The following is a 23,965-nucleotide window of genomic DNA, read 5'->3' as shown; positions in this document are numbered from 1 at the left end:
CCTCAGCGCGGCTGAAAGGGGTTTGTTCGTGCCTGCATATTCCGGAAGCACTTCACAGACACAACCACACACACGGCCACGGGTGGCGGCGGTAACGGTGCCGCCGGCACTGGCCCTTCCGGTGATCGAAGCGACCTTCCCTCGCCGTCTGCACCCGTATTGGCCAAAGCTTCAGGAGAAGTCCAGGACGTGGCTGCGCGAAATGCGGCTCATGCCCCCGGACAAGGTCGAACGGTACGCGGACAGCCTCTGCTACACGGATCTCGTCGCCGGCTACTACATTGGCGCGCCGGACGAGTTGCTCACCGCGATAGCGGACCTCAGCAGCTGGTTCTTCGCCTGGGACGACCGGCACGACCGCGACTCGGTGCACGGCAGGACGGTCCAGTGGCGGCTGCTCTGCCGGGGCCTGCACGGCACCCTCGACGAACCCCGGCAGTTCGTGCACCACAAGGATCCGCTGGTCGCGGGGTTCGCGGACTGCGTGCTGCGCCTGTACTCCTCCCTGAGCCCCAGCTGGAACGCCAGGTTCGCCCGGCACTTCCACCCGGTGATCGAGGCGTACGACCAGGAGTTCAGGAACCGCCGGTTCGGCACCGTGCCGACCGTCGAGGCGTACATAGAGCTGCGCCGCCTCACGTTCGCGCACTGGGCGTGGATCGACCTCCTCGAACCCACCGCCCGGTACGAGCTGCCGAGCGCCGTGCGCAGACACCCCGCATACCGCAGGGCGGCGCTGGCGACCCAGGACTTCTCGGCCTGGTACAACGACCTGTGCTCACTCCCCAAAGAACTCGCGGGAGACGAACTGCACAATCTCGGAATCAGCCTCATCCAGCACGAGGGAATGCGACTGGAAGAGGCGGTGCGGGAAGTTCACAGGCGCGTCAGCCAATGCGTCACAGAATTCATCGGAGCCGAACGCGAAGTTCTTCTCTTCGCCGAAGAATTGGCGGACGGCAGTGCGAACGGCAGGGAACTCGCGGACGCGGTGACATCATGCGTCTTCAACATGCGGAACTGGTTCTCTTCCGTGTACTGGTTCCATCACGAATCCGGCCGCTATCGGGTGGACAGCTGGGACGACAGGGCCATTCCCCCGTACGTGACGGAAGAAGCCCTGGCGGAAAACGAACTGGTAGGTGAGGAATGAGCGTCGAATCCGCGATACCCGCGCCCTCCGCTTCCGGCTCCGGGCCGCTGCGCACCCCGCCCCTCGTCCGGGGCGGGGCCCCCGTACTCGGCCACGCCTGGAACCTGGTGCGCGACCCGCTCGGCTTCCTCTCGGCGCTGCGCGACCACGGGGATCTCGTACGGATCAGGCTGGGACCCCGGACCGCGTACGTGGTGTGCGATCCGCAACTGGTCGGGGCCATGCTGAAGAACCCCGAGTACATCGTCGGCGGACCGCTCTGGGACACCCTCGAAGTGCTCCTCGGCAAGGGCGTGGCGACCAGCAACGGCAAGCTGCACCGGCGCCAGCGGCGCATGATGCAGCCCGCGTTCCGCCCCGAGCGGATCGCCGACTACGCCAAGGTGATGGAGGAGGAGGCGCGCGCCACGGCGGCCCGCTGGCAGCCGGGCGCCACGGTCGACGTGAGCGCGGAGATGTTCCGCACCGCCGTGCGCATCGTCTCGCGCTCCCTCCTCGAGGTCGACTCGATCAGGGAGAAGGCGGACCGCATCGCCGACTCGCTGCACACCGTCTTCGAGGGCCTCTACCGCCGGATGGTGCTCTCGGTCGGCCCGCTCCACCGCGTGCCGACCCCCGCCAACCGGCGGTTCGAGAGCGCGCTCGCCGACCTGCACGCGCTCGTCGACGAGATCGTCGCGGAGCGCCGCGCGGCCGGCCCGGGCGGCCCCGACGACCTGCTGGCGGAATTGCTGCGGGCCACGGACGAAGCCGGGGAGCCCATAGCCGACCAGGAGATCCACGACAACGTGGTATCGCTCGTCGTGGCGGGCGCCGAGAATGTCGCGTCGACGCTGGCGTGGACGTTCCAGCTGCTGACCGAACACCCCGAGCAGGAAAGGCGGTTGGTTGAAGAGGTAAATTCCGTGGCCCCGGATCGGGCGATCACATTCGCCGATCTCAAGGCCCTGCCGCACACCCGCAATGTCGTCACCGAGGCGATGCGTATACGACCGGCCGCCTGGATATTCACGCGCCGGTCCGTGGCCGAAACCGAGCTGGGCGGCTATTCGATTCCGGCGGACGCGGACATCGTCTACAGCGTGTACGCGATGCAGCGCGACCCGCGTTCCTTCGAGCGGCACCTCGACTTCGACCCCGACCGCTGGAATCCCGAACGCGCCGGTGCGGTGCCGGAGTTCGCGATGATGCCGTTCGGCGTCGGCAACCGGAAGTGCCCCGGCGACCACTTCAGCCTGGCCGAACTCGCCCTGATCCTGGGGACGGTGGCACCGAAGTGGCGCCTGGAGCCGGTCGAGGAGACCGACGCGGACACCCGGGTCGGCATCACCCTGCACCCCAAGCGGCTCGTCCTGCGGGCCAGGCCGCGCTGACCGCACACGTGCCCGCCCCACCCGTGCGAGGGCGGGGCGGGCACATCGGGGGCGCCGCGCGCCAGGGCTAGAACTCGTCGTCGAAGGAGACCGAGCCCTCGACCGCGACCTGGTACGCCGAAGGCCGCCGCTCGAAGAAGTTGGTCAGCTCCTGGACGCCCTGGAGCTCCATGAAGGAGAAGGGGTTCTCGGAGCCGTAGACCGGCGCGAAGCCGAGGCGCTGGAGGCGCTGGTCGGCGACGCACTCCAGGTACGCGCGCATCGAGTCGGTGTTCATGCCCGGCAGACCGTCGCCGCACAGGTCGCGCGCGAACTGGAGCTCGGCCTCGACGGCCTCCTTCAGCATGTCGGTGACCTGCGTCTGGAGCGCGTCGTCGAAGAGCTCGGGCTCCTCCTTGCGGACGGTGTCCACCACGTCGAAGGCGAAGCTCATGTGCATCGTCTCGTCGCGGAACACCCAGTTGGTGCCGGTCGCCAGGCCGTGCAGCAGACCGCGGCTGCGGAACCAGTAGACGTACGCGAAGGCGCCGTAGAAGAACAGGCCCTCGATGCACGCGGCGAAGCAGATGAGGTTGAGCAGGAAGCGGCGGCGGTCGGCCTGCGTCTCCAGGCGGTCCAGCGTCTCGACCGAGTCCATCCACTTGAAGCAGAACTGCGCCTTCTCCCGGATGGAGGGGATCTCCTCCACCGCGTCGAACGCGGCGGCGCGGTCCTCGGGGTCGGGCAGATAGGTGTCGAGCAGCGTCAGATAGAACTGGACGTGCACGGCCTCCTCGAAGAGCTGACGGCTCAGGTAGAGCCGCGCCTCGGGGGAGTTGATGTGCTTGTAGAGCGTCAGCACGAGGTTGTTGGAGACGATCGAGTCGCCGGTCGCGAAGAACGCGACGAGCCGGCCGATCAGGTGCTGCTCCTCGGGCGTCATCTTCGCCAGGTCGGCGACGTCCGAGTGGAGGTCGACCTCCTCGACGGTCCAGGTGTTCTTGATCGCGTCCCGGTAGCGCTCGTAGAAGTCGGGGTAGCGCATGGGGCGCAGGGTCAGCTCGAAGCCCGGGTCGAGGAGGTTCTTCTCGCTGTTGGTCGTCGTGCTCATTATTGGCAGGCCTCGCAGGACTCGGGGTTTTCCAGGGAACAGGCGACGGCTTCCTCGGCCGTGGCCTGCGCGGGGACGGGGGCGGTGGCGGCGGTCCGGGAGCCGCCCGCGGCGCGGGCGATGCGGGTGGCGGGGCGCGAGCGCAGGTAGTACGTCGTCTTCAGGCCCGACTGCCACGCGTACGCGTACATCGAGGAGAGCTTGCCGATGGTCGGCGTCTCCAGGAACAGGTTCAGGGACTGCGCCTGGTCCAGGAACGGGGTGCGCGCCGCGGCCATGTCGATCAGGCCGCGCTGCGGCAGCTCCCACGCCGTGCGGTACAGCGCCCGCACGTCCTCCGGAATCCAGTCGAAGCCCTGCACCGAGCCGTTGGCCTCGCGCAGCGCCTCGCGGGTCTGCGCGTCCCAGACGCCGAGCCGCTTCAGCTCCTCCACCAGATAGGCGTTGACCTGGAGGAACTCACCGCTCAGCGTCTCGCGCTTGAAGAGGTTGGAGACCTGCGGCTCGATGCACTCGTAGACGCCCGCGATGGACGCGATGGTCGCGGTCGGCGCGATGGCGAGCAGCAGCGAGTTGCGCATGCCGGTGGCGGCGATACGCGCGCGCAGCGCCGCCCAGCGCTCCGGCCAGGTCAGCTCGACCCCGTAGTGGTCGGGGTGCAGGACACCGCGCGCGGTGCGGGTCTTCTCCCAGGCGGGCAGCGGCCCGTTCCGCTCGGCGAGGTCCGCGGACGCCTCGTACGCCGCGAGCATGATCCGCTCGGCGATCCGCGTGGAGAGGGCACGCGCCTCGGGGGAGTCGAAGGGCAGCTTCAGCTGGAAGAAGACGTCCTGGAGGCCCATGGCGCCGAGGCCCACCGGGCGCCACTTGGCGTTGGAGCGGCCGGCCTGCTCGGTCGGGTAGAAGTTGATGTCGACGACGCGGTCGAGGAAGGTGACAGCGGTACGGACGGTGTCGTCCAGCCGCTCCCAGTCGATGTCCTGGGTGGCCGGGTCCACGAACGCGCCGAGGTTCACCGAGCCCAGGTTGCAGACGGCCGTCTCCCCGTCGTCCGTCACCTCCAGGATCTCCGTGCAGAGGTTCGAGGAGTGCACGGTGTGGCCGGGCTCCGCCGTCTGGTTGGCGGTGCGGTTGGCGGCGTCCTTGAACGTCATCCAGCCGTTGCCGGTCTGCGCGAGGGTGCGCATCATGCGGCCGTACAGCTCCCGGGCCGGCATGGTCTTCTTCGCGAGCCCGGCGGCCTCCGCCTTCCGGTAGGCGGCGTCGAACTCCTCGCCCCACAGGTCGACGAGCTCGGGCACGTCGGACGGCGAGAACAGCGACCACTCCTGGTCGGCGGCGACGCGGCGCATGAACTCGTCGGGGATCCAGTGCGCGAGGTTGAGGTTGTGCGTGCGCCGCTGATCCTCGCCCGTGTTGTCGCGCAGCTCCAGGAACTCCTCGATGTCGGAGTGCCAGGTCTCCAGGTAGACCGCGGCGGCGCCCTTGCGCCGGCCGCCCTGGTTCACGGCGGCGACCGAGGCGTCCAGGGTCTTCAGGAACGGCACGATGCCGTTGGAGTGCCCGTTCGTGCCGCGGATCAGCGAACCGCGGGAGCGGATGCGGGAGTACGAGAGGCCGATGCCGCCCGCGTGCTTCGAGAGCCGTGCCACCTGGTGGTAGCGGTCGTAGATCGAGTCGAGCTCGTCCAGCGGGGAGTCGAGGAGGTAGCAGGACGACATCTGCGGGTGGCGGGTGCCGGAGTTGAAGAGCGTGGGCGAGGACGGCAGGTAGTCCAGGCGGCTCATCAGGCCGTACAGCGCGGCGACCTCGTCGACGGCGCGGGCGCTGTCGTCCTCCGCGAGACCGCTCGCCACGCGCAGCATGAAGTGCTGCGGGGTCTCGATGACCTGCCGGGTGATCGGGTGGCGCAGCAGATAGCGGCTGTGCAGGGTGCGCAGGCCGAAGTAGCCGAAGCGGAGGTCGGCGCCGTCGGCGAGCGCGGCGTCCACGAGCGCGTCGAGGCGGGCCGCGTGGGCGCCCACGAAGCCGGCGGTGCGGTCGGCGATCAGGCCCTCGCGGTGGCCGACGGCGATCGACTCGGTGAAGGAGCGCACGCCCTGCGAGGCGGCCTCGGCGGTGATGGAGAGGGTGAGCAGCCGGGCGGCGAGCTTCGAGTACGCCGGGTCCTCGGAGATGAGCCCCGCGGCCGCCTCGGTCGCCAGCTCGCGCAGCTCCGCCTCGTCGGCCCTGGCCGACCGGCCGCGCAGCGCGGCGGCGGCGACCCGGCCGGGGTCGGTGTCGGGGAGGTCGGCGGTGAGGTCGGTCAGGGTCCGCAGCAGCGCGGCCCCCGGCCCGTCGGTGCCGTCGGCACCCTCGGTGCTTTCGGTGGGCTGCGGTGCCCGCGCTGACGCAGGTTCGGCAGGCGCGATGGTCACGTGGAGCTCTCCCTCGCTCGGCTCTGGGCCTGGGGGAGGGGACGGCACACACGGGCGCACCCGGGCAGGGCGGCGTACCGCGTCCACCGGCCCATTCCACGAGGCCCGGACGGTCGGCACCCGGGCCGGACGGCACGGGTGCACTGCCGGCAGGTCTTCGGACTCCGCGTACGACAAATGCGTACACGTCTACCGTTGCGGGACAGTTCCGGACTTGCACCGGATTCCCCTGCGGCGACAGCGAGCACGAGCATACATCTTGTGCTGCCGCCCTGAGGCGGGCCCACATCTTGTGTCGGCCCCGCGGGGGTGGCTAGAGCTTCAGCGCGTACGCCAGCAGCGGCACCGTCTCGATCGGGCACCAGTCGCGCTCGGGTGTCCGCACGAAGCCGAGGCGTCCATAGAGCCGGTGGGCGGCGTGCATGGAGGTCTGCGTGGACAGGACGAGCGTGCTGCGGCCCGCCTCCCGGGCGCGCCGCACGCACTCCCGTACGAGCGCCTCGCCCACACCCCGGCCCCGCGCGTCGGAGGAGACGGCCAGCATGCGGATCTCCGCCTCATCGGCACGCGCAATGTCGGCCATCGGGCCGCCGGCCGGCACGTAGGTGACGCAGCCGAGCGCCTTCCCGTCCGCCGCGGCCACCAGGACCTCGGCCGCCGCCGCCCGCGCCGGCACGTCGCGCAGCACCGCGAGATAGGGGTCGTCCACCCCGAAGTCCAGGTGCCCGCCGTCGAGATAGGCCTGCGCGGTGAGGTCGCCGAGCGCCTCGTACTCCTCGGGGTGTGCCCCTCTGATGGTGATCGTGAAGTCCATGGGGCGCAGTGTGCAACAGGGGCACGACTAAGGGCCGCCGGTTTTTCCGGCGGCCCTCGTCACGTGCGGGTGGTGCGCAGTCGCGTGCGCGGTGGCGCGGATCAGTGCCCGGCGCCCGCCGTCACCTTCGGCAGTTCCCGCATGACACCGGGGTCGCCCGCGTCGGCCGTGTAGTCCTCCGGCGACGTCTCGTCGATGCCCTCGGGGGCCTTCAGCGCCTTCAGGACGAAGGTGAGGACCACGGTGACGACCACGTTCAGGACGAACGCGGTGAGGCCGATGTAGCCGATCTCGCCGATGCCGGGGATCTCGTCGGACGACCCGCCGAAGTGCTTCTGGGTCGGCGACGCGACACCGTACGCCGCGACCGTGCCGTAGACCATGCCGACCGCCCAGCCCGCGAGCAGCGCCCAGCGGTGGAACCACCGGGTGAACAGGCCGCCGACCAGCGCGGGCATCGTCTGAAGGATCCAGATGCCGCCCAGGAGCTGGAAGTTGATGGCGACGGTCTTGTCCATGCCGAGGACGAAGACGAGGGCGCCCACCTTCACCATGAGCGAGACCAGCTTGGAGACCTTGGTCTCCTGCTCGGGCGTCGCGTCGGGCTTGAGGAAGTCCTTGTAGATGTTCCGGGTGAAGAGGTTCGCGGCCGCGATGGACATGATGGCGGCCGGGACGAGCGCGCCGATGCCGATCGCGGCGAAGGCGACGCCCGTGAACCAGTCGGGGAACATGTTCTCGAAGAGCTGCGGGATCGCCAGCTGGCCGTTCTCGACCTTGACCCCGGCGGCGATCGCCATGAAGCCGAGCAGCGCGAGCAGGCCCAGCATCAGCGAGTACAGGGGCAGGATCGTGGTGTTGCGGCGGATCACGTTGCGGCTCTTGGAGGAGAGCGTCGCCGTGATCGAGTGCGGGTACATGAAGAGCGCGAGGGCCGAGCCGAGCGCCAGCGTGGCGTACGTCCACTGGCCGGCCTCGGGCGGCGCGAGCGCGCCGCGCGGCTTGTCGGTCGCCGGGTTGGTCTGCGAGAACGCCTCGCCCGCCTTGGCGAAGATGTCGTCGAAGCCGCCGAGCTTGATCGGGATGTAGATGATCGCGACGACGATGACGAGGTAGATCAGGCCGTCCTTCACGAACGCGATCAGCGCGGGCGCGCGCAGCCCCGACGAGTACGTGTACGCGGCGAGCACCGCGAAGGCGATCAGGAGCGGCAGGTCCTTGATGAACCAGTTGGTGTCGGGACCGCCGCCGATGCCCATCACGTCCAGGACGGCCTGGATGCCGACCAGTTGGAGCGCGATGTACGGCATCGTGGCGAGGATGCCGGTGACCGCGACGGCCAGCGAGAGCCCCTTGGAGCCGAAGCGCCCGCGCACGAAGTCGGAGGTGGTCACATAGCCGTGCTTGTGCGAGACCGACCACAGGCGCGGCAGGAAGGTGAAGATCAGCGGGTAGACGAGGATCGTGTACGGCACGGCGAAGAAGCCGGCCGCGCCCGCCGCGTAGATCGCGGCCGGGACGGCCACGAAGGTGTAGGCGGTGTAGAGGTCGCCGCCGAGCAGGAACCAGGTGACCCAGGTGCCGAACGACCGTCCGCCGAGGCCCCATTCGTCCAGGCTCTGGTCGTTCTCGGCCTTGCGCCAGCGGGCCGCGAGGAAGCCCATGACCGTGACCGCGAGGAAGAAGAAGATGAAGACGGCGAGGGCGACGCCGTTGACCCCGTCCTTCATGACCGCGCCCCTTCCTTGCGGGCGCGCTGGTCACGCTGCCACAGCTTGTAGGCGATCATCGTGAGCACCGTGGAGATGACGACCCACAGCATCTGGTACCAGTAGAAGAACGGGATGCCGATGAAGGTCGGTTCGACCTTCGCGTAGGAGCTCACCCAGAGCATCGCCACGAACGGTGCGACAAGGCAGACGGCGATGACCACGCGGACCGGCGTGACGACCGGTCTGTTCACTTCAGGCGCATCTGACATATCGCGGCTCCGTTCCCTCACTTATCCCATGCTTAACGTGCGGGAAATCTAAGCGAGAGTCTTGATCTATGGAACCCCTGTCCGGATAACGGACGAGTCAATGTGCCTGCTCAGCAGCAGCGGAATCCCTGGCGCGGGTCCGACTCCTGCTGGTCTGTCCGCATGCGCTCAAATGCGTGGCGGCTGGGGACGGTTGCGGCCGGATGGTCCCGGCGCAGATGAGCCACGTAACGGTCGTACGCCGACTCGTCGGTCAGCTCACGGACGTACCACCGCATCCAGCGGACCCCGCGCAGCAGCCAGGTCATCGCGTCAGCTCCCGCTTCTCCTCCGCGGTCGCGAAGAGCCCGTCGGGGGCGGTCAACTTCGATTCCACGTACGGTGCTTCGCTCAGCCGCGACGCGGCGGGGTTGCGGACGTGCCGGACGCAGACGCGTGCCGCGTCCACGATCACGATGACGATGAGCAGGGCGAGCGCCGCCGAAAGGACGCCGTCCACCGTCGAGTTGGTGACGACGGTGTGCATGTCGTCCATGGTCTTGGCGGGCGGCAGGATCTTGCCCTCGTCGATGGCGTCCTGGTAGTTCGCGCGCTGCTGGAAGAAGCCGACGCGCGGGTCGCTGGAGAACACCTTCTGCCAGCTCGCGGTGAGCGTCACCGTCGCGTCCCAGGCGAGCGGGATCCCGGTGATCCAGGCCCACTTGAGGCGTCCGGACTTGACGAGCAGCGTGGTGCAGACGGCGAGGGCGACGGCCGCGAGGAGCTGGTTGGCGATGCCGAAGATCGGGAAGAGCTGGTTGATCCCGCCGAGCGGCTCGTGCACGCCCACCCACAGGAAGTATCCCCACAGGCCGGTGACGAGCGCGCTGGTGACGATGAGGCCGGGCTTCCAGCTCACCTTCCTGAACGGCTTGTAGACGTTGCCGAGCATGTCCTGGAGCATGAAGCGGCCCACGCGGGTGCCCGCGTCGAGCGCGGTCAGGATGAACAGCGCCTCAAACATGATCGCGAAGTGGTACCAGAAGGCGCGCATCGAGCCGCCGGTGACCTTGGAGAAGATCTCCGAGACGCCGACCGCGAGTGTGGGCGCGCCGCCGGTGCGGGAGAGCAGCGAGGACTCCTCGACGTTCTTCGCGGCCTGCGCCAGGTCGGCAGGCGAGATGGAGTACCCGAACCCCGCGACGGCCTTCGACGCCTCCTGGACGGTGTCGCCGACGACGCCCGCCGGCGCGTTCATCGCGAAGTAGAGGCCCGGGTCGATGATCGAGGCGGCGACGAGCGCCATGACCGCGACGGACGACTCCATCAGCATGGAGCCGTAGCCGATCATCCGGACCTGCGTCTCCTTCTGGATCATCTTCGGCGTCGTGCCCGAGGAGATCAGCGCGTGGAAGCCGGAGAGCGCTCCGCAGGCGATGGTGATGAAGACGAAGGGGAAGAGCGAGCCCGCGAAGACGGGTCCGTCGCCGCGCGAGGCGAAGTCGGTCACCGGGTCCATCTTCAGCGTCGGCAGGCTGATCACGACGCCCAGCGCGAGCAGGACGATGGTGCCGATCTTCATGAACGTGGAGAGGTAGTCGCGGGGCGCGAGCAGCATCCACACCGGCAGGATCGAGGCGACGAAGCCGTACGCCACCAGCCAGATCACCAGCGTCGAGGGCGCCAGCGTGAAGGTGTCCGCGAGCGACGACTCGGCGACCCAGCGCCCGGCGACGAGCGCGAGCAGCAGCAGGGCGATGCCGATGAGCGAGACCTCGCTGACCCGTCCCGGTCGCAGGACCCGCAGGTAGAAGCCCATGAGCAGGGCGATCGGGATGGTCATCGCGATGGAGAAGGTGCCCCACGGGGACTCGGCGAGCGCGTTGACGATGACGAGCGCGAGCACCCCGAGCAGGATGATCATGATGGCGAAGGTGGCGAGCAGCGCGGCGGCGCCCCCGAACGGGCCGATCTCCTCGCGCGCCATCTGCCCGAGCGACTTGCCGTCGCGCCGCGTCGAGAAGAACAGCACGACCATGTCCTGCACGGCGCCCGCGAAGATCACGCCGACGATGATCCAGATGGTGCCGGGCAGATACCCCATCTGGGCGGCGAGGACCGGGCCGACCAGTGGTCCCGCCCCGGCGATCGCGGCGAAGTGGTGGCCGAGCAGCACGCGCCGGTCGGTCGGGTGGAAGTCGATGCCGTTGTCGAGCCGCTCGGCCGGGGTGGCCCGGGTCCGGTCGACCTTGAGGACCTTGTACGCGATGAACTTCGCGTAGAAGCGGTACGCGATGGCGTACGTGCCGAGGGCCGCCGCCACCATCCAGGCGGCCGACACCTCCTCGTCGCGCGCGAGCGCGAGGACGGTCCAGCCCGCGGCGCCGACCAGCGCGACGAGGGACCAGATGACGATGGATCGAGGAGTCGCTCTGCGCACCGGGTCGTCCTCCCGCTCATCAGGCGATGACGGGAGGAACGTAGAGCAGCGGAGCCGCCCGGCGCCAGACCTCGGACGGGTGTCAGTCCGTGGGTCTCTTGAGGCGGGCGACGAACTTGTACCGGTCGCCGCGGTAGACGGAGCGCACCCACTCCACCGGCCGGCCGTTCCCGTCCTGCGAGTGGCGGGACAGGAGCAGCATCGGCAGGCCGACGTCGGTGCCGAGCAGCCCGGCCTCGCGCGGGGTGGCGAGGGAGGTCTCGATGGTCTCCTCGGCCTCCGCGAGGTGCACGTCGTACACCTCGGCGAGTGCCGTGTAGAGCGAGGTGTACTTGACCAGGGAGCGGCGCAGGGCGGGGAAGCGCTTCGCCGACAGGTGCGTGGTCTCGATGGCCATCGCCTCGCCGTTGGCGAGGCGGAGCCGCTCGATGCGCAGGACGCGGCCGCCCGCGCTTATGTCGAGCAGGCCCGCGAGCCTGTCGTCGGCGGTGATGTAGCCGATGTCGAGGAGCTGCGAGGTGGGCTCCAGGCCCTGGGCCCGCATGTCCTCCGTGTACGAGGTGAGTTGCAGGGCCTGCGACACCTTCGGCTTGGCGACGAAGGTGCCCTTGCCCTGGATCCGTTCGAGCCGGCCCTCGACGACCAGCTCCTGGAGGGCCTGGCGGACCGTCGTGCGGGAGGTGTCGAACTCGGCGGCGAGGGTGCGCTCCGGGGGGACGGGAGTGCCGGGCGGCAGCGTCTCCGTCATGTCCAGCAAGTGCCGCTTCAGGCGGTAGTACTTGGGCACGCGTGCGGTGCGGCCGACGCTCGGGCCCTCCGAGGGCGCGCCGACATCGGTCCCCGTGCCACCCGCTTCGGTGCCCATGCTCTGCCTTCCCGGCTCCTGTGCTGCTGCCGTCACCGGCTCCTCCGTCTGTCGCGGCTCACATCGTGGCACGTACCGGGGCATGGGGGCGCCCCCTGGGCGAGCGAAGTCGAGCGCTCGGGGGAGGACTCTGCCCGCTCAGGTGTCGGTCCGATAACGGACGCGACTGCCCTTCTTATACACCCTTGACACCCCTAAAGGTCTAGGCCAAGCTCCCCGTACTGGTCTACACCATTAAAGACCAGGTTCCAGTCCCACGGGCAGATCTCGGTCCATTCGGTCGCTGCGGGTGGGGGGTTGACTGGCATCCCTTGAGGAGGGTGAACGTGAAGCGCAAGCTCATAGCGGCCATCGGTGTCGCGGGCATGTTGGTCTCGGTCGCGGCCTGCGGCAGTGACGACGGGGACAAGAAGGCCGGGGGAGCCGACAGCTTCAAGGGCGAGACCCTGACGCTCTGGGCGATGGACGGTTCGACGCCGGACCAGTGGCAGAAGGACGTCACGGCGGCCTTCGAGAAGAAGACCGGCGCGAAGCTGAAGTTCGAAGTCCAGCAGTGGAACGGCATCCAGCAGAAGCTGACCACCGCCCTCTCCGAGGAGAACCCCCCGGACGTCTTCGAGATCGGCAACACGCAGACCCCGGCGTACGCCAAGACCGGCGGCCTCGCCGAGCTCGACGACCTCAAGGAGTCCATCGGCTCCGACTGGACCGACTCGATGAACAAGTCGTCGGTCGTGGACGGCAAGCAGTACGCCGCCCCGCTGTTCGTCCTCAACCGCGTCGTCATCTACAACAAGAAGGTCTGGGCCGACGCGGGCATCAAGGAGACCCCCAAGACCCGCGCCGAGTTCCTCAAGAACCTCAAGCAGATCGGCGAGAAGACCGACGCCGAGCCGATCTACCTGCCCGGCCAGAACTGGTACCACTTCGTCGGCCTGACCATCGGTGAGGGCGCCGAGCTGGTCAAGAAGGACGGCGACAAGTACGTCTCCAACCTCGACGACCCCAAGGTCGGCAAGGCCATGAAGACGTACAAGCAGTTCGCGGACCTCTCCAAGGCCCCCAAGAACAAGGACGAGGCCACCCCGCAGCAGGCCGAGATCTTCGCCAAGGGCAAGACCGGCGCCTTCATCGGGATGAGCTGGGAGGCCGCGACCGCGATCAAGGCCAACAAGAAGATCGAGAAGGACATCGGCTACTTCACGATCCCCGGCGCCACGGCCGACAAGCCCGAGGGTGTCTTCCTCGGCGGCTCCAACCTCGCCGTCGCCGCGACCAGCAAGAAGCAGGAGCTCGCCAAGGAGTTCCTGAAGATCGCGCTGTCCGACAAGTTCGAGGGCCAGCTCGCCAAGGAAGGCGGCGTGATCCCGAACAAGAAGGCCCTGGAGTCCAACCTCAAGGGCAACCCGGCCGCCGAGGCCGCCGCCCCCGCCACCGCCGGCGGCGGCACCACCCCGCTGATCCCGGAGTGGGGCGCGGTGGAGAACCCGCCGAACCCGATCAAGAACTACATGACCGCGGTGCTCAACGGTAAGTCGCCTGCCGACGCCGCCAAGCAGGTCGAGGGCGAGCTCAACAAGCGCCTGTCGCAGAAGCAGTAACAACCCCCCTCTTGCCGGGGGCGGCGGGTGACACGCCCCCGCCGCCCCCGGCATACCTCTGCGTACCGCTATGCCCACGAAAGAGATGGCGAGCATGACCGTGCAGAAGACCGAACGGCCGCCCTCCGGCCCGACGGAGGTGCAGACACCGGAAGGCGGACCACGGCCGAGTGCCCCGCTCAAGGAGCCCCGGCGTCTCGCCGGCCTGACGCCCTATCTGCTCCTTGCCCCCGCGATCATCGCCACCCTGCTGCTGCTCGGCTGGCCACTGGTCAACAACGGGATCCTGTCGTTCCAGAACCTCAACATGCGGCAGTTCATTCTGCACTTGACCGAGTGGAACGGATTCGACAACTACAAGGACGTCCTCACCGGCGAGGACTTCTGGCGGGTCGCGGGACGCTCGGTCGTCTTCACCGCCGTCAACGTCGTCCTGATCATGGTGCTCGGCACGCTGGTGGGACTGCTGCTCGCGCGCCTCGGCCGGAAGATGCGCACCTTCCTCCTGCTCGGCCTCGTGCTCACCTGGGCGATGCCCGTCGTCGCGGCGAGCACCGTCTACCAGTGGCTGTTCGCGCAGCGCTTCGGCGTCGTCAACTGGGTGCTCGCCAAGATCGGCTTCGAGTCGATGGCCGAGCACGACTGGCTGGCCACGCAGTACTCGACCTTCTTCGTCGTCCTGCTGCTGATCGTCTGGATGTCCATCCCCTTCGTGGCGATCAACCTGTACGCCGCCACGACCACCATCCCCAAGGAGCTGTACGAGGCCGCGGCGCTGGACGGCGCGGGGGCCTGGAAGCAGTTCACCCAGGTGACGCTGCCGTACCTGAAGCCCTTCCTCTACGCCACGACGTTCCTGGAGATCATCTGGGTCTTCAAGGCGTTCGTGCAGGTCTTCACGATCAACGAGGGCGGCCCCGACCGGCTCACCGAGATCCTCCCCGTCTACGCCTACATCGAGGGCATGGGCAACCAGCACTTCGGCATGGGTGCCGCGATCGCGCTGCTCACCATCGTCATCCTGCTGGCCATCACCTCGTTCTACCTGCGGATCGTGCTCAAGCAAGAGGAGGACGAGCTGTGAAGCGCTCGCTGATGGGCCGCCTGTGGCCCAACCTGGCCGCGGTCGTCATGTTCGTCTTCTGCGTCTTCCCCGTGTACTGGATGTTCGCCACGGCCTTCAAGCCGACCGGCGACATCATCGCCGAGGACCCGGTCTGGTTCCCGACCGACGCCACCCTCGAACACTTCAAGACGGCGATCGACGCCGAGCACTTCTGGACCATGGTCGGCAACTCGATCATCGTGACGGTCCTCGCGGTGCTCTTCTCCCTCATCATCGGCGTGACCGCGGCCTTCGCCCTCGCCCGGATGCGGTTCAAGGGACGGCGCGGCTTCATCATCGGCTTCATGCTGGCGCAGATGGCGCCCTGGGAAGTCATGGTCATCGCCATCTACATGATCGTGCGCGACGCCGACATGCTGAACAGCCTGATCCCGCTCACCCTCTTCTACATGGTGATGATCCTGCCCTTCACCCTCCTCACGCTCCGCGGCTTCGTCGCCGCCGTGCCCAAGGAGCTGGAGGAGTCCGCCATGGTCGACGGCTGCACCCGCATGCAGGCCTTCCGCCGGGTGATCCTGCCGCTGCTCGCACCGGGCCTGATGTCGACCTCGCTCTTCGGCTTCATCACCGCCTGGAACGAGTTCCCCCTGGTCCTCGTGCTCAACAAGGAAGCCGAGGCCAAGACCCTGCCGGTGTGGCTGTCCAGCTTCCAGACCGCCTTCGGCGACGACTGGGGCGCCACCATGGCCGCGGCCTCCCTCTTCGCCATCCCCATCCTGATCCTCTTCGTCTTCCTGCAACGCAGGGCCGTGAGCGGCCTGACCGACGGTGCAGTGAAGGGATAACGCCTGATGACGACAGCCACGACGCACGCCGGTGACACCCTCACCCGCAACGCCCTCGCCGTCCTCCAGCCCGGCTTCGACGGCACCGCCACCGTGCCGGACTGGGTGCGCCACCGGATCGACGAGGGCCTCGCCTCCGTCAGCCTCTTCGGCCGCAACGTACGGACCGCCGACCAGGTGGCCGCCCTCACCGCCCAGCTGCGCGCCGAGCGCGACGACCTCCTGATCGCCATCGACGAGGAGAGCGGCGACGTCACCCGCCTGGAGGTGCGCACCGGCTCCTCCTACCCGGGCAACCACGCACTCGGCGCCGTCGACGACACGACGCTGACCCGCGAGGTCGCCGCCGACCTCGGCCGGCGCCTCGCCGGCTGCGGCATCAACCTCAACTGGGCGCCGTCGGCCGACGTCAACGCCAACCCCGACAACCCCGTCATCGGCGTACGCTCCTTCGGCTCGGACCCCGACCTCGTGGCCCGGCACACCGCCGCCTATGTCGAGGGCATGCAGTCGGCCGGCGTCGCCACCTCCGCCAAGCACTTCCCCGGGCACGGCGACACGGCGATCGACTCGCACCATTCCGTGCCGGTCATCGACGTCGACAGGGACGTGCTGAACTCCCGCGACCTGGCCCCGTTCCGCGCCGCCATCGCCGCCGGCACCCGGGCCGTGATGAGCGCCCACGTGCTGGCCCCGGCCCTGGACCCGGACAACCCCGGCACCCTCTCCCGCCGCATCCTGACCGGCCTGCTCCGCGAGGAGTTCGGCTACGACGGCCTCATCATCACCGACGGCATGGACATGCAGGCGATCGCCGGGACGTACGGCTTCGAGCGCGGCTGTGTCCTCGCCATCGCCGCCGGCGCCGACGCGATCTGCACGGGGGGCGGGCCCTCCGACGAGGGAACCGTGCTGCGGCTGCGGGACGCCTTCGTCGCGGCGGTGCGCGCGGGCGAACTGTCCGAGGAGCGGCTCGCCGACGCGGCGGACCGCGTGCGGGCGCTGGCCGGCTGGGCCTCGGTGTCGGGCGCGACCGCACGCTCGGGGGGCGCGCCCGACTCCGGCATCGGCCTGGTAGCGGCCCGGCGCGCGCTGACGGTCACCCGCGGCGAGACGTACGTGGCCCCGGTCACCGAGGCCCCCTACGTCGCCACCTTCTCCCCGCTGCCCAACATCGCCGTCGGCAACGAGACCCCCTGGGGCGTCACCGCCGAGCTCTCGCGCCGCTTCCCCGGCACGGAGTCGGGCACCTTCTCCGGCGACGGCGCGGGCGAGCAGACCCTCGCCGCGGCGGGGGAGCGCCGCATCGTGGCCGTCGTCCGCGACGCACACCGCCACGCCTGGATGGCCGAGGCCCTGCGCACCCTCGTGTCGGCTCGGCCGGACACGGTCGTGGTCGAGATGGGCGTCCCCCAGTCCGCCCCGATCGGCGCCCTCCACATCGCGACGCGCGGCGCGGCCCGGGTGTGCGGCGAGGCGGCGGCAGAGGCCGTCGTCACGGGCTGACCACCCACCGCGCGCCCACCGCACCAAGCCGCCACACGCAGAAGGGGCGCCCCGACCGGGGCGCCCCTTCCGCATGTCCGCGGCCTTTACAGCCCCTGCCACTCCGGCTTGTTCGCGTACGTGTGCCGGAAGTACTCCGCCAGCTTCAGCTTCGACGCCGCGGCCTCGTCCACCACGACCGTGGCGTGCGGGTGCAGCTGCAACGCGGAGGCGGGCACGACCGAGGCGACAGGCCCCTCCACCGTCGCGGCCACCGCGTCCGCCTTGCCCTCACCCGTGGCGAGCAGCACCAGGTGCCGCGCCTCCAGGATCGTCCCGATCCCCTGGGTGATGACGTGGTGCGGGACCTGGTCTATGTCCCCCTCGAAGAAGCGCGCGTTGTCCACCCGCGTCTGCTCCGTCAGCGTCTTGATGCGCGTCCGGGAGGCGAGCGACGAGCACGGTTCGTTGAACCCGATGTGCCCGTCCGTGCCGATCCCGAGCAACTGGAGATCCACGCCACCGGCCTCGGCCAGCGCCTTGTCGTACGCCACGCACGCCGCCTGTACGTCCTCGGCACTGCCGTCCGGCCCCATGAAGGAGGCCTCGCTCAGCCCGAGCGGCTCGACGACCTCACGGAGCACCACGGAGCGGTACGACTCGGGGTGCCCGGCCGGCAGCCCCACGTACTCGTCGAGCTGACAGATGCGCGCCCGCGAGGCGTCCACGGCACCGGACGCGACCTTGGCGGCCAACGCCTCGTAGATGGGCAGCGGGGTGGATCCGGTGGCGACACCGAGCAGGGCGTCGGGCTTACGACGCACCAGGGCGGCCATGGCCTCCGCGATGAGCTCGCCGCCTGCCGTGGCGTCCGGGACGATGACAACTTCCACGCTGGGCCTGCCGATCTGGAGAGGGGCTCGAAAGTACTGGTGGAGTACTGGTGGTATAGACCAATCTAGCAGAGCTGCGCCGCTGGAACAGCAGTGCCGCAATGCCAGAACAGCCGATTCCGCCGCTCTTCGATCCATGCTCGACTCTTCGCCCCGCCTCCGCCCGTCGAGGGCCCGCCCGACGCGTGCCCGGCGCCCGCCCGCGCCCGCCCGGCGCCCGTCCCGCGCCCCTCGGGTAGGCGTGTGCGGAGGTCCGGAGACGGCCGGTCACGCGCCGCCGGTCGCTAGCCGTCTGGTCGTGAGCCGCGTGGTCAGGAGCCGCCCGGTCACACGCCCAGCGTGTGCGGAGGGTCGGCGTCGCCTGGTCGCGAGCCGCCCGGTCGCGAGCCGCCCGGTCACGCGCCCAGCATCGAACCTCCCGTCGCGTCGATGTACTGCCCGGTGATCCAGCGCGCGTCGTCCGAGGCCACGAAGGAGACGATGTCCGCCACGTCGGCGGGCTGGCCTATGCGGTCGAAGGTCGAGTACCCCGCCATCTCCGCGCGCTGCGCCTCGGGGATGCCGTCCATCATTTCCGTCTGGATGATGCCGGGCGCCACCGCGTTGACCGTGATTCCCCGCGGGCCGAGCTCCTGCGCGAGGGTGTGCGTCAGCACGTTCACCGCGCCCTTCGTCATCGAATAGGCCACGGTGACCGGGAAGGCGATGCGTGTGACGCCCGACGAGATGTTGATGATCCGGCCGCCGTCGCGCAGCCGGTCGAGACCCTTCTGGACGATGAAGAACAGCGCCTTGGTGTTGACCGCGAACACACGGTCGTAATCCGCCTCCTGGACCTCGGCCACGTGGCTGTACAGGCCGATGCCCGCGTTGTTCACGAGGATGTCCAGGCCGTCCGCGTGCCGGTCGAACTCCGTCCAGAGCGCGTCGGCGTCGCCGGGCACCCCCAGCTCCGCGCCGATCGCGAAGGCGGAGCCGCCCGCCGCCTCGATCGCCGCCACCGTCTCCTTCGCCGCCACCTCGTTGCTGCCGTAGTGCACGGCGACCCGTGCTCCGTCCCGGCCGAGGCGCTCGGCGATGCCCCGCCCGATGCCCCGGCTGGCTCCGGTGACGAGGGCGGTCTTCCCCGCGAGCCTGCCCTGGTGCTTCCCCTGCTCCTTACCGTGCCCGTTCCCCAGCTTGATCCCCTGCTGGTGTCCCTCGAACGCACCCATGGTCGACGCCCCCTCTTTCTCTAGTGGTCGCTACAGAAAGAACGCTACCCCACACCGCGCCTCTTTTTCTAGTGCCCGCTATACAATTCACCCATGGCGACGAAACAGCGCGGACGCCCCCGCTCCTTCGACCGCGAGACGGCCCTGGAGCAGGCGATCCGTACCTTCTGGGAGAACGGATACGAGGCGACGTCCGTCTCGGACCTCACGCGCGTCATGGGGATCGGGGCGCCCAGCCTCTACGCCGCGTTCGGGGACAAGCGCAAGCTCTTCGACGAGGTTGTCGTGCGGTACGGAGCGACGCACGGCGCCTTCGGCGACCGGGCCTTCGACGAGGAGCCGACCGCACGCGCCGCCGTCTCGCGGATGCTGCACGAGGCCGCGGCCGAGTTCACCGACCCGGATCACCCCCGCGGCTGCCTCGTCATCACCGCCGCCACCAACTGCACGACGCCGGAGGTGGAGCAGTCCCTGCGCGAGCGGCGGAACGCCAATGTGGCGGACATCGAGTCCCGTATCCGCGCGGCCGTCGCGGCGGGGGAGCTGCCGGACCGCACCGACCCCGCGGCGCTCGCCCGTTACACGGCGGCGGTCTTCCAAGGCATGTCGCAGCAGGCCAGGGACGGCGCCACCAGGGACGACCTGGAGGCGGTGGCCGATCTCGCCATGCGGGCGTGGCCGGACCGGCAACAAACATCCGTCGACGCATAGACACAGGAGAATGGTCTAGTCCACAATGCGTGGGTAAAGCCTCCGCTCTTCCCGCACAGGAGAGCGGATCGAGGAACCGGCGCTCTCTGCCCTGACCGCGTCGGATCCTCACGATCGGCTGTTCAGGACCGCACATTCTGGCGGCCGATGCACCTGAAGGGCTGCGGTGCCGTGGGTGGGTTGAGGGTCCCACCCTGGCGCCGCGGCTCGTCGGGTACGCCGGAGCCTTCGGGGGCGCGGGCCCACCGGACGCGAAAGGTACGCTCGCACACGTGCCCTCCATGAACGACCTCGTACGCCAGCACACCGCCCTCGGTGACTCCGACCTCGAGTGGCTGCATCTGCTGGTCTCGGAGTGGCAGCTGCTCTCCGACCTCTCCTTCGCCGACCTGGTCCTCTGGGTCCCCACGCGCGACGGCACCCGCTATGTCTCCGTGGCGCAGATGCGGCCCAACACCGGCCCCACCTCCTACCAGGACGACATGGTCGGCCACCTCGTCCCGCGCGGCCGCCGCCCCCTCCTCGACGCCGCCCTGGACGAGGGCCGCATCGTGCGCGAGGGCGACCCGGAGTGGCGCGAAGAGGTGCCGGTGCGCGTCGAGTCCATTCCCGTACGCAGGGAAGGACGCGTCCTGGGCGTCATCGCCCGCAACACCAACCTGCTGACGGTGCGCACACCGTCACGGCTTGAGTTGACCTACCTCCAGTCGGCGTCCGATCTCGCGCAGATGATCGCCGCCGGGTCGTTCCCCTTCCAGGGGCAGCAGGTCGACATGGACGCCTCCCCGCGCGTGGGCGACGGTCTGCTGCGGCTCGACGCCGACGGCGTCGTGCAGTACGCGTCGCCGAACGCGCTCTCCGCGTACCACCGCCTCGGCCTCGCGTCGGATCTCGTCGGCCTCCACCTGGGCACGGCGACGGCCGAACTCGCCCCGTCCCGCGGGCCGGTGGACGAGGCCCTGGCCAAGCTCGCGAGCGGCTGGGCGCCGCGCGAGTTCGAGATCGAGGGCGGCGACGGCGTGATCCAGCTGCGCGCGATCCCCCTCAAACCCAAGGGACCGCGCATCGGTTCGCTCGTCCTGGTGCGGGACGTCACCGAACTCCGCCGCCGCGAGCGCGAGTTGATCACCAAAGATGCGACCATCCGGGAGATCCACCACCGGGTGAAGAACAACCTACAGACGGTCGCCGCGCTGCTGCGGTTGCAGGCCCGCCGCATCGACTCGGACAAGGGCCGCGAGGCGCTGGAGGAGGCCGTGCGCCGGGTGGGCTCCATCGCGATCGTCCACGAGACGCTGTCGCAGAATCTCGACGAACGCGTGGAGTTCGACGAGATCGCTGACCGGGTGCTCGCGATGGTCGCCGAGATCTCGCCCGGCAAGGTGGCGGGCCGGCGCACCGGCCGCTTCGGGATCCTGGACGCGGAGGTCGCGACGCCGCTGTCGATGGTGCTCACGGAGATCTTGCAGAACGCTCTGGAGCACGGCTTCCGCGAGGGGGACACCGGCACGGTCGAGGTCTCCGCGGTGCGGGGCGGCACCAGCAAGGAAGCACGGCTGCTGATCACCGTCCAGGACGACGGCATCGGCCTGCCCGAGGACTTCGACCCGCACCGCTCCGGCAATCTCGGCCTGCAGATCGTCCGCACCCTGGTCGAGGGGGAGCTGGGCGGCACCTTCGACATGGTCCGCGCCCCGGAGCGCGGCACGCGGGTCGTCCTGGACATTCCGGTGCGCGCCGACAAGTAGCACCCGCACAGGGAAAAGCAGTGAGCCCCGGACCTGAGTGGTCCGGGGCTCACTGCTCACGTTGCGATGCGCATCGGGGGTACTGCGCGGCTGCGGCTCGGGGGCGGGAGTTGCGTACTCGCTGTACGCGCCGCCAAGCTCAGGCTCGTGGGGGGGTGTGGGCGTCAGGCGCTGGCCTGGCGTGCACGGTTGCGAGCGGCGCGGCGCTTCATCGCACGGCGCTCGTCCTCGCTGAGGCCACCCCAGACGCCGGAGTCCTGGCCGGACTCGAGCGCCCACTGCAGGCACTGCTCCATGACGGGGCAGCGGCGGCAGACGGCCTTGGCTTCCTCGATCTGCAGCAGCGCAGGACCGGTGTTGCCGATGGGGAAGAAGAGCTCGGGGTCTTCCTCGCGGCAAACGGCGTTGTGACGCCAGTCCATGGCTGCTACCTCTCCTTGGTATTACATGCGGGTTGCTTGTGAATGTGAACGCTTTCACGAATCCCCCCGCACGGGAAGGGCCGACGCCCAGTTGCCTGGTGTGGACCTGTGGTGGAGGAGGGGTTCTGGCGATCTGTGGGGCCGATGTTGCGGGCCGTCCCGATCGCCATGTAGAGATTCGCAAACCTCGGCGGCGGATACAACCCCTTCAGGAAAGTTTTTTTTGATTCCTCAGTGTCGGCTGGGTCACAGCCGTACTTCCATGGGGTGGACCCTGGCCTAAACGTTCGAGTGAAAGGACTTTAGCCCCTTCCACTCACACAATCACACGCAGTGCACGGCGTACGCCTGTGAACGTCACGCTCGTCCGGAGCCCCAAGTGGTCACCGTCCATCTGGAGGGGCAGGGGCACCTTCGAATGCAAGGTGAAGTCCGTGAGGTCGTGGAGCGTAACCGCGTGCTTACCGTGCGGTCCGCGCTCCGGTGTCGAGGTCAGGAGCTGGGTGCCGTACCGGGCCACGGCGGCCGTCGACAGCTTCTTCAGACCGAGCACGTCCAAGCCCGTGTCGAAGGAGGCCCGCGGAGACGCGTACAGAGGACGATTGCCCAGGTAGGAGTAGGGGGAGGTGTTGCAGACTATCGACATCACCAGGTCCGTCACCGGGTCCTCGCCCGGCCGCTCCAGGGTGATCATCCCGTGCCGGCGATGGGGCTCGTCGATGAACTGGCGCAGCACCTGGCGCACATAGAGGGCGTGCGTCGAGCGGCGCCCGAGCTCGCGCTGCTGTTCGACTCTGCCGACCACTCCGCCGTCGAAACCGAGACCCGCGCAGAACGTGAACCAGCGCGACGGCACGGCCTCGTCCTCCGTGCCCGGTGTGCCGCCCGCGATGCCGAGGCCCACCGTGCGCTCACTGCCCTCGCGCAGGGCGTCCAGCAGCGCCCCAGTGGCCTCCACGGCGTCGTTGGGCAGCCCCAGGGCGCGCGCGAAGACGTTGGTGGAGCCGCCGGGGACGACGGCCAGCCGGGGGAGGCGGTCCGGATCGGGGCCGTGGTGCAGCAGGCCGTTGACGACCTCGTTGACGGTGCCGTCCCCGCCGAGGGCGACGACCAGCTCGACGTCCTTGCTCTCCGCGGCCTGCCGGCCGAGGTCCCTGGCGTGGCCGCGGTACTCCGTGGTGACCGCGTCGAGCTTCATCTCGCTCGCCAGTGCGTGCACCAGCACATCACGCGTACGCGCACTGGTGGTGGTAGCCGCCGGGTTGACCACGAGGAGTGCACGCATGCGAAGCAGACTACCTAGCGGTCCTGGGACGGCCTAGACCGAGGTGCCGGGGCGGAAGGCCCCGGAGCTACCCTGCTGGGGTGAGTACTGAGCGGAAATCCACCCCCGAAGCCCCGGAGTCGCCCGAGCCGGGCCAGCGACCCGCGCGGGTGACCGCCGCCGCGGCCCTGGTCGCGCTGGAGGGCGTCGCCCTCCTCGCCGGGGGCGTGTACATGCTCGTGATGGGCCTCGCGGGATCGCCCGACGACCCGCGGTCGGCCGAGACCGGCGGCATCACCCTGATCGTCCTCGCGCTGCTCCCGCTGCTCGCCGCGCGCGGGCTCCTGAAGCTGCGCCGGTGGAGCCGCGGACCCGCGATCATCACCCAGATCATGGCGCTGCCGGTGGCGTGGCAGATGCTTCAGGCCGACAGCGTGGCGATCCCGGCCGGCATCGTCCTCGCGATCACGGCTGTCGCCTCGCTCGTCCTCCTGATCAACCCGGCGACGACCGAGGCCCTCGGCATCCAGGGCCCCGGCAACGTACAGGGTCAGAAGTAGGCCGCTCGGGAGACGCCCGGCATCAGGAGCGGCGACCCGCGCGG

Annotated in this window: 21 protein-coding genes and 1 riboswitch; of the genes, 9 read left to right on the top strand and 12 right to left on the bottom strand. The window is 69.3% G+C overall.

Features of this window, described 5'->3' with window-relative positions; all coding sequences use genetic code 11:
• The first annotated feature begins 28 nt into the window (after positions 1–28).
• Both cyc1 and ACZ4Z4_RS22725 read left to right on the top strand, forming a co-directional pair.
• The gene (cyc1, locus tag ACZ4Z4_RS22730) at positions 29–1,153 is read left to right on the top strand and encodes an epi-isozizaene synthase (protein ID WP_468330016.1); all 1,125 of its coding nucleotides are present in this window, start codon (positions 29–31) and stop codon (positions 1,151–1,153) included.
• Entirely contained in the window at positions 1,150–2,526 is a 1,377-nt protein-coding gene (locus ACZ4Z4_RS22725) for a bifunctional albaflavenone monooxygenase/terpene synthase (RefSeq protein ID WP_468330013.1), read from the top strand. Before cyc1 ends, ACZ4Z4_RS22725 begins: the two co-directional genes overlap by 4 nt.
• A 67-nt stretch (positions 2,527–2,593) precedes the next feature.
• On the opposite strand, the gene ACZ4Z4_RS22720 is transcribed toward ACZ4Z4_RS22725, so the two are convergent.
• The 8 genes from ACZ4Z4_RS22720 to ACZ4Z4_RS22685 all read right to left on the bottom strand — a co-directional run bounded on the left by ACZ4Z4_RS22720 (position 2,594) and on the right by ACZ4Z4_RS22685 (position 12,112).
• A complete protein-coding gene (locus ACZ4Z4_RS22720; RefSeq protein ID WP_468330010.1) occupies positions 2,594–3,616 on the bottom strand; it encodes a ribonucleotide-diphosphate reductase subunit beta in 1,023 nt (340 codons plus the stop codon).
• Positions 3,616–6,033: a ribonucleoside-diphosphate reductase subunit alpha gene (locus ACZ4Z4_RS22715; RefSeq protein WP_468330007.1), complete on the bottom strand. Its 2,418-nt coding sequence runs from the start codon at positions 6,031–6,033 to the stop codon at positions 3,616–3,618. Before ACZ4Z4_RS22715 ends, ACZ4Z4_RS22720 begins: the two co-directional genes overlap by 1 nt.
• Positions 6,034–6,164: 131 nt before the next feature.
• A riboswitch (cobalamin riboswitch) is annotated at positions 6,165–6,287 on the bottom strand.
• Between the two features lie 59 nt (positions 6,288–6,346).
• A complete protein-coding gene (locus ACZ4Z4_RS22710) occupies positions 6,347–6,847 on the bottom strand; it encodes a GNAT family N-acetyltransferase (protein ID WP_468330004.1) in 501 nt (166 codons plus the stop codon).
• Between the two features lie 101 nt (positions 6,848–6,948).
• Positions 6,949–8,577 carry a monocarboxylate uptake permease MctP gene (gene mctP, locus ACZ4Z4_RS22705; RefSeq protein WP_468330001.1) on the bottom strand — a complete coding sequence of 543 codons (1,629 nt, stop codon included), beginning with the start codon at positions 8,575–8,577 and terminating at the stop codon, positions 6,949–6,951.
• Positions 8,574–8,828: a DUF3311 domain-containing protein gene (locus ACZ4Z4_RS22700; protein WP_468329998.1), complete on the bottom strand. Its 255-nt coding sequence runs from the start codon at positions 8,826–8,828 to the stop codon at positions 8,574–8,576. Before ACZ4Z4_RS22700 ends, mctP begins: the two co-directional genes overlap by 4 nt.
• Before the next feature lie 110 nt (positions 8,829–8,938).
• The gene (locus ACZ4Z4_RS22695) at positions 8,939–9,136 is read right to left on the bottom strand and encodes a CstA-like transporter-associated (seleno)protein (RefSeq protein WP_468329995.1); all 198 of its coding nucleotides are present in this window, start codon (positions 9,134–9,136) and stop codon (positions 8,939–8,941) included.
• Positions 9,133–11,247 (bottom strand): carbon starvation CstA family protein, encoded by a 2,115-nt coding sequence (locus ACZ4Z4_RS22690; protein WP_468329992.1) that lies wholly within the window; start codon positions 11,245–11,247, stop codon positions 9,133–9,135. Before ACZ4Z4_RS22690 ends, ACZ4Z4_RS22695 begins: the two co-directional genes overlap by 4 nt.
• Positions 11,248–11,329: 82 nt before the next feature.
• Positions 11,330–12,112 carry a GntR family transcriptional regulator gene (locus ACZ4Z4_RS22685; protein ID WP_468329989.1) on the bottom strand — a complete coding sequence of 261 codons (783 nt, stop codon included), beginning with the start codon at positions 12,110–12,112 and terminating at the stop codon, positions 11,330–11,332.
• A gap of 326 nt (positions 12,113–12,438) precedes the next feature.
• On the opposite strand from ACZ4Z4_RS22685, the gene ACZ4Z4_RS22680 reads away from it, so the two are divergent.
• The 4 genes from ACZ4Z4_RS22680 to ACZ4Z4_RS22665 all read left to right on the top strand — a co-directional run bounded on the left by ACZ4Z4_RS22680 (position 12,439) and on the right by ACZ4Z4_RS22665 (position 17,130).
• Positions 12,439–13,713, top strand: coding sequence for an extracellular solute-binding protein (locus tag ACZ4Z4_RS22680; RefSeq protein WP_468329986.1), 1,275 nt, complete (start codon positions 12,439–12,441; stop codon positions 13,711–13,713).
• 94 nt (positions 13,714–13,807) lie between these two features.
• Positions 13,808–14,797 (top strand): carbohydrate ABC transporter permease, encoded by a 990-nt coding sequence (locus ACZ4Z4_RS22675; RefSeq protein WP_468329983.1) that lies wholly within the window; start codon positions 13,808–13,810, stop codon positions 14,795–14,797.
• Positions 14,794–15,624 (top strand): carbohydrate ABC transporter permease, encoded by an 831-nt coding sequence (locus ACZ4Z4_RS22670; protein WP_468329980.1) that lies wholly within the window; start codon positions 14,794–14,796, stop codon positions 15,622–15,624. Before ACZ4Z4_RS22675 ends, ACZ4Z4_RS22670 begins: the two co-directional genes overlap by 4 nt.
• A gap of 6 nt (positions 15,625–15,630) precedes the next feature.
• Positions 15,631–17,130: a glycoside hydrolase family 3 protein gene (locus ACZ4Z4_RS22665; protein WP_468329977.1), complete on the top strand. Its 1,500-nt coding sequence runs from the start codon at positions 15,631–15,633 to the stop codon at positions 17,128–17,130.
• Positions 17,131–17,216: 86 nt separating this feature from the next.
• Here ACZ4Z4_RS22665 and nagB read toward each other — a convergent pair whose 3' ends face one another.
• Both nagB and ACZ4Z4_RS22655 read right to left on the bottom strand, forming a co-directional pair.
• A complete protein-coding gene (gene nagB, locus ACZ4Z4_RS22660) occupies positions 17,217–18,002 on the bottom strand; it encodes a glucosamine-6-phosphate deaminase (protein WP_468329974.1) in 786 nt (261 codons plus the stop codon).
• A 395-nt stretch (positions 18,003–18,397) separates the two neighbouring features.
• Positions 18,398–19,216: an SDR family oxidoreductase gene (locus ACZ4Z4_RS22655; protein ID WP_468329971.1), complete on the bottom strand. Its 819-nt coding sequence runs from the start codon at positions 19,214–19,216 to the stop codon at positions 18,398–18,400.
• 93 nt (positions 19,217–19,309) lie between these two features.
• Here ACZ4Z4_RS22655 and ACZ4Z4_RS22650 point away from each other — a divergent pair, with 93 nt between their 5' ends.
• Both ACZ4Z4_RS22650 and ACZ4Z4_RS22645 read left to right on the top strand, forming a co-directional pair.
• On the top strand, positions 19,310–19,927 hold the full coding sequence (locus tag ACZ4Z4_RS22650; RefSeq protein WP_468329968.1) for a TetR/AcrR family transcriptional regulator: 618 nt from the start codon (positions 19,310–19,312) through the stop codon (positions 19,925–19,927).
• Between the two features lie 281 nt (positions 19,928–20,208).
• Positions 20,209–21,675, top strand: a complete 1,467-nt coding sequence (locus ACZ4Z4_RS22645; RefSeq protein WP_468330465.1) for a sensor histidine kinase — start codon at positions 20,209–20,211, stop codon at positions 21,673–21,675.
• Between the two features lie 164 nt (positions 21,676–21,839).
• On the opposite strand, the gene ACZ4Z4_RS22640 is transcribed toward ACZ4Z4_RS22645, so the two are convergent.
• Positions 21,840–22,097: a WhiB family transcriptional regulator gene (locus tag ACZ4Z4_RS22640; protein ID WP_016639615.1), complete on the bottom strand. Its 258-nt coding sequence runs from the start codon at positions 22,095–22,097 to the stop codon at positions 21,840–21,842.
• A gap of 316 nt (positions 22,098–22,413) precedes the next feature.
• Positions 22,414–23,382, bottom strand: a complete 969-nt coding sequence (locus tag ACZ4Z4_RS22635) for a diacylglycerol/lipid kinase family protein (protein WP_468329965.1) — start codon at positions 23,380–23,382, stop codon at positions 22,414–22,416.
• A gap of 80 nt (positions 23,383–23,462) precedes the next feature.
• Between ACZ4Z4_RS22635 and ACZ4Z4_RS22630 the strand changes: the two genes are divergently transcribed.
• Positions 23,463–23,921: a hypothetical protein gene (locus ACZ4Z4_RS22630; RefSeq protein ID WP_468329962.1), complete on the top strand. Its 459-nt coding sequence runs from the start codon at positions 23,463–23,465 to the stop codon at positions 23,919–23,921.
• Positions 23,922–23,965: the final 44 nt, after the last annotated feature.

The organism is Streptomyces sp. NPDC030245, from assembly GCF_055572995.1.
The sequence above is the reverse complement of the archived record's forward strand: the minus strand, read 5'-3'. Positions and strand labels throughout refer to the sequence as shown.

What these genes read in the sequence shown, in the direction of transcription:
- ACZ4Z4_RS22725 (WP_468330013.1), top strand. Translation starts at nt 1,150, where the DNA reads ATGAGCGTCGAATCCGCGATACCCGCGCCCTCCGCTTCCGGCTCCGGG.
- ACZ4Z4_RS22720 (WP_468330010.1), bottom strand. Translation starts at nt 3,616, where the DNA reads ATGAGCACGACGACCAACAGCGAGAAGAACCTCCTCGACCCGGGCTTC.
- ACZ4Z4_RS22710 (WP_468330004.1), bottom strand. Translation starts at nt 6,847, where the DNA reads ATGGACTTCACGATCACCATCAGAGGGGCACACCCCGAGGAGTACGAG.
- mctP (WP_468330001.1), bottom strand. Translation starts at nt 8,577, where the DNA reads ATGAAGGACGGGGTCAACGGCGTCGCCCTCGCCGTCTTCATCTTCTTC.
- ACZ4Z4_RS22700 (WP_468329998.1), bottom strand. Translation starts at nt 8,828, where the DNA reads ATGTCAGATGCGCCTGAAGTGAACAGACCGGTCGTCACGCCGGTCCGC.
- ACZ4Z4_RS22695 (WP_468329995.1), bottom strand. Translation starts at nt 9,136, where the DNA reads ATGACCTGGCTGCTGCGCGGGGTCCGCTGGATGCGGTGGTACGTCCGT.
- ACZ4Z4_RS22685 (WP_468329989.1), bottom strand. Translation starts at nt 12,112, where the DNA reads ATGGGCACCGAAGCGGGTGGCACGGGGACCGATGTCGGCGCGCCCTCG.
- ACZ4Z4_RS22675 (WP_468329983.1), top strand. Translation starts at nt 13,808, where the DNA reads ATGACCGTGCAGAAGACCGAACGGCCGCCCTCCGGCCCGACGGAGGTG.
- ACZ4Z4_RS22665 (WP_468329977.1), top strand. Translation starts at nt 15,631, where the DNA reads ATGACGACAGCCACGACGCACGCCGGTGACACCCTCACCCGCAACGCC.
- ACZ4Z4_RS22655 (WP_468329971.1), bottom strand. Translation starts at nt 19,216, where the DNA reads ATGGGTGCGTTCGAGGGACACCAGCAGGGGATCAAGCTGGGGAACGGG.
- ACZ4Z4_RS22650 (WP_468329968.1), top strand. Translation starts at nt 19,310, where the DNA reads ATGGCGACGAAACAGCGCGGACGCCCCCGCTCCTTCGACCGCGAGACG.
- ACZ4Z4_RS22645 (WP_468330465.1), top strand. Translation starts at nt 20,209, where the DNA reads ATGAACGACCTCGTACGCCAGCACACCGCCCTCGGTGACTCCGACCTC.
- ACZ4Z4_RS22640 (WP_016639615.1), bottom strand. Translation starts at nt 22,097, where the DNA reads ATGGACTGGCGTCACAACGCCGTTTGCCGCGAGGAAGACCCCGAGCTC.
- ACZ4Z4_RS22635 (WP_468329965.1), bottom strand. Translation starts at nt 23,382, where the DNA reads ATGCGTGCACTCCTCGTGGTCAACCCGGCGGCTACCACCACCAGTGCG.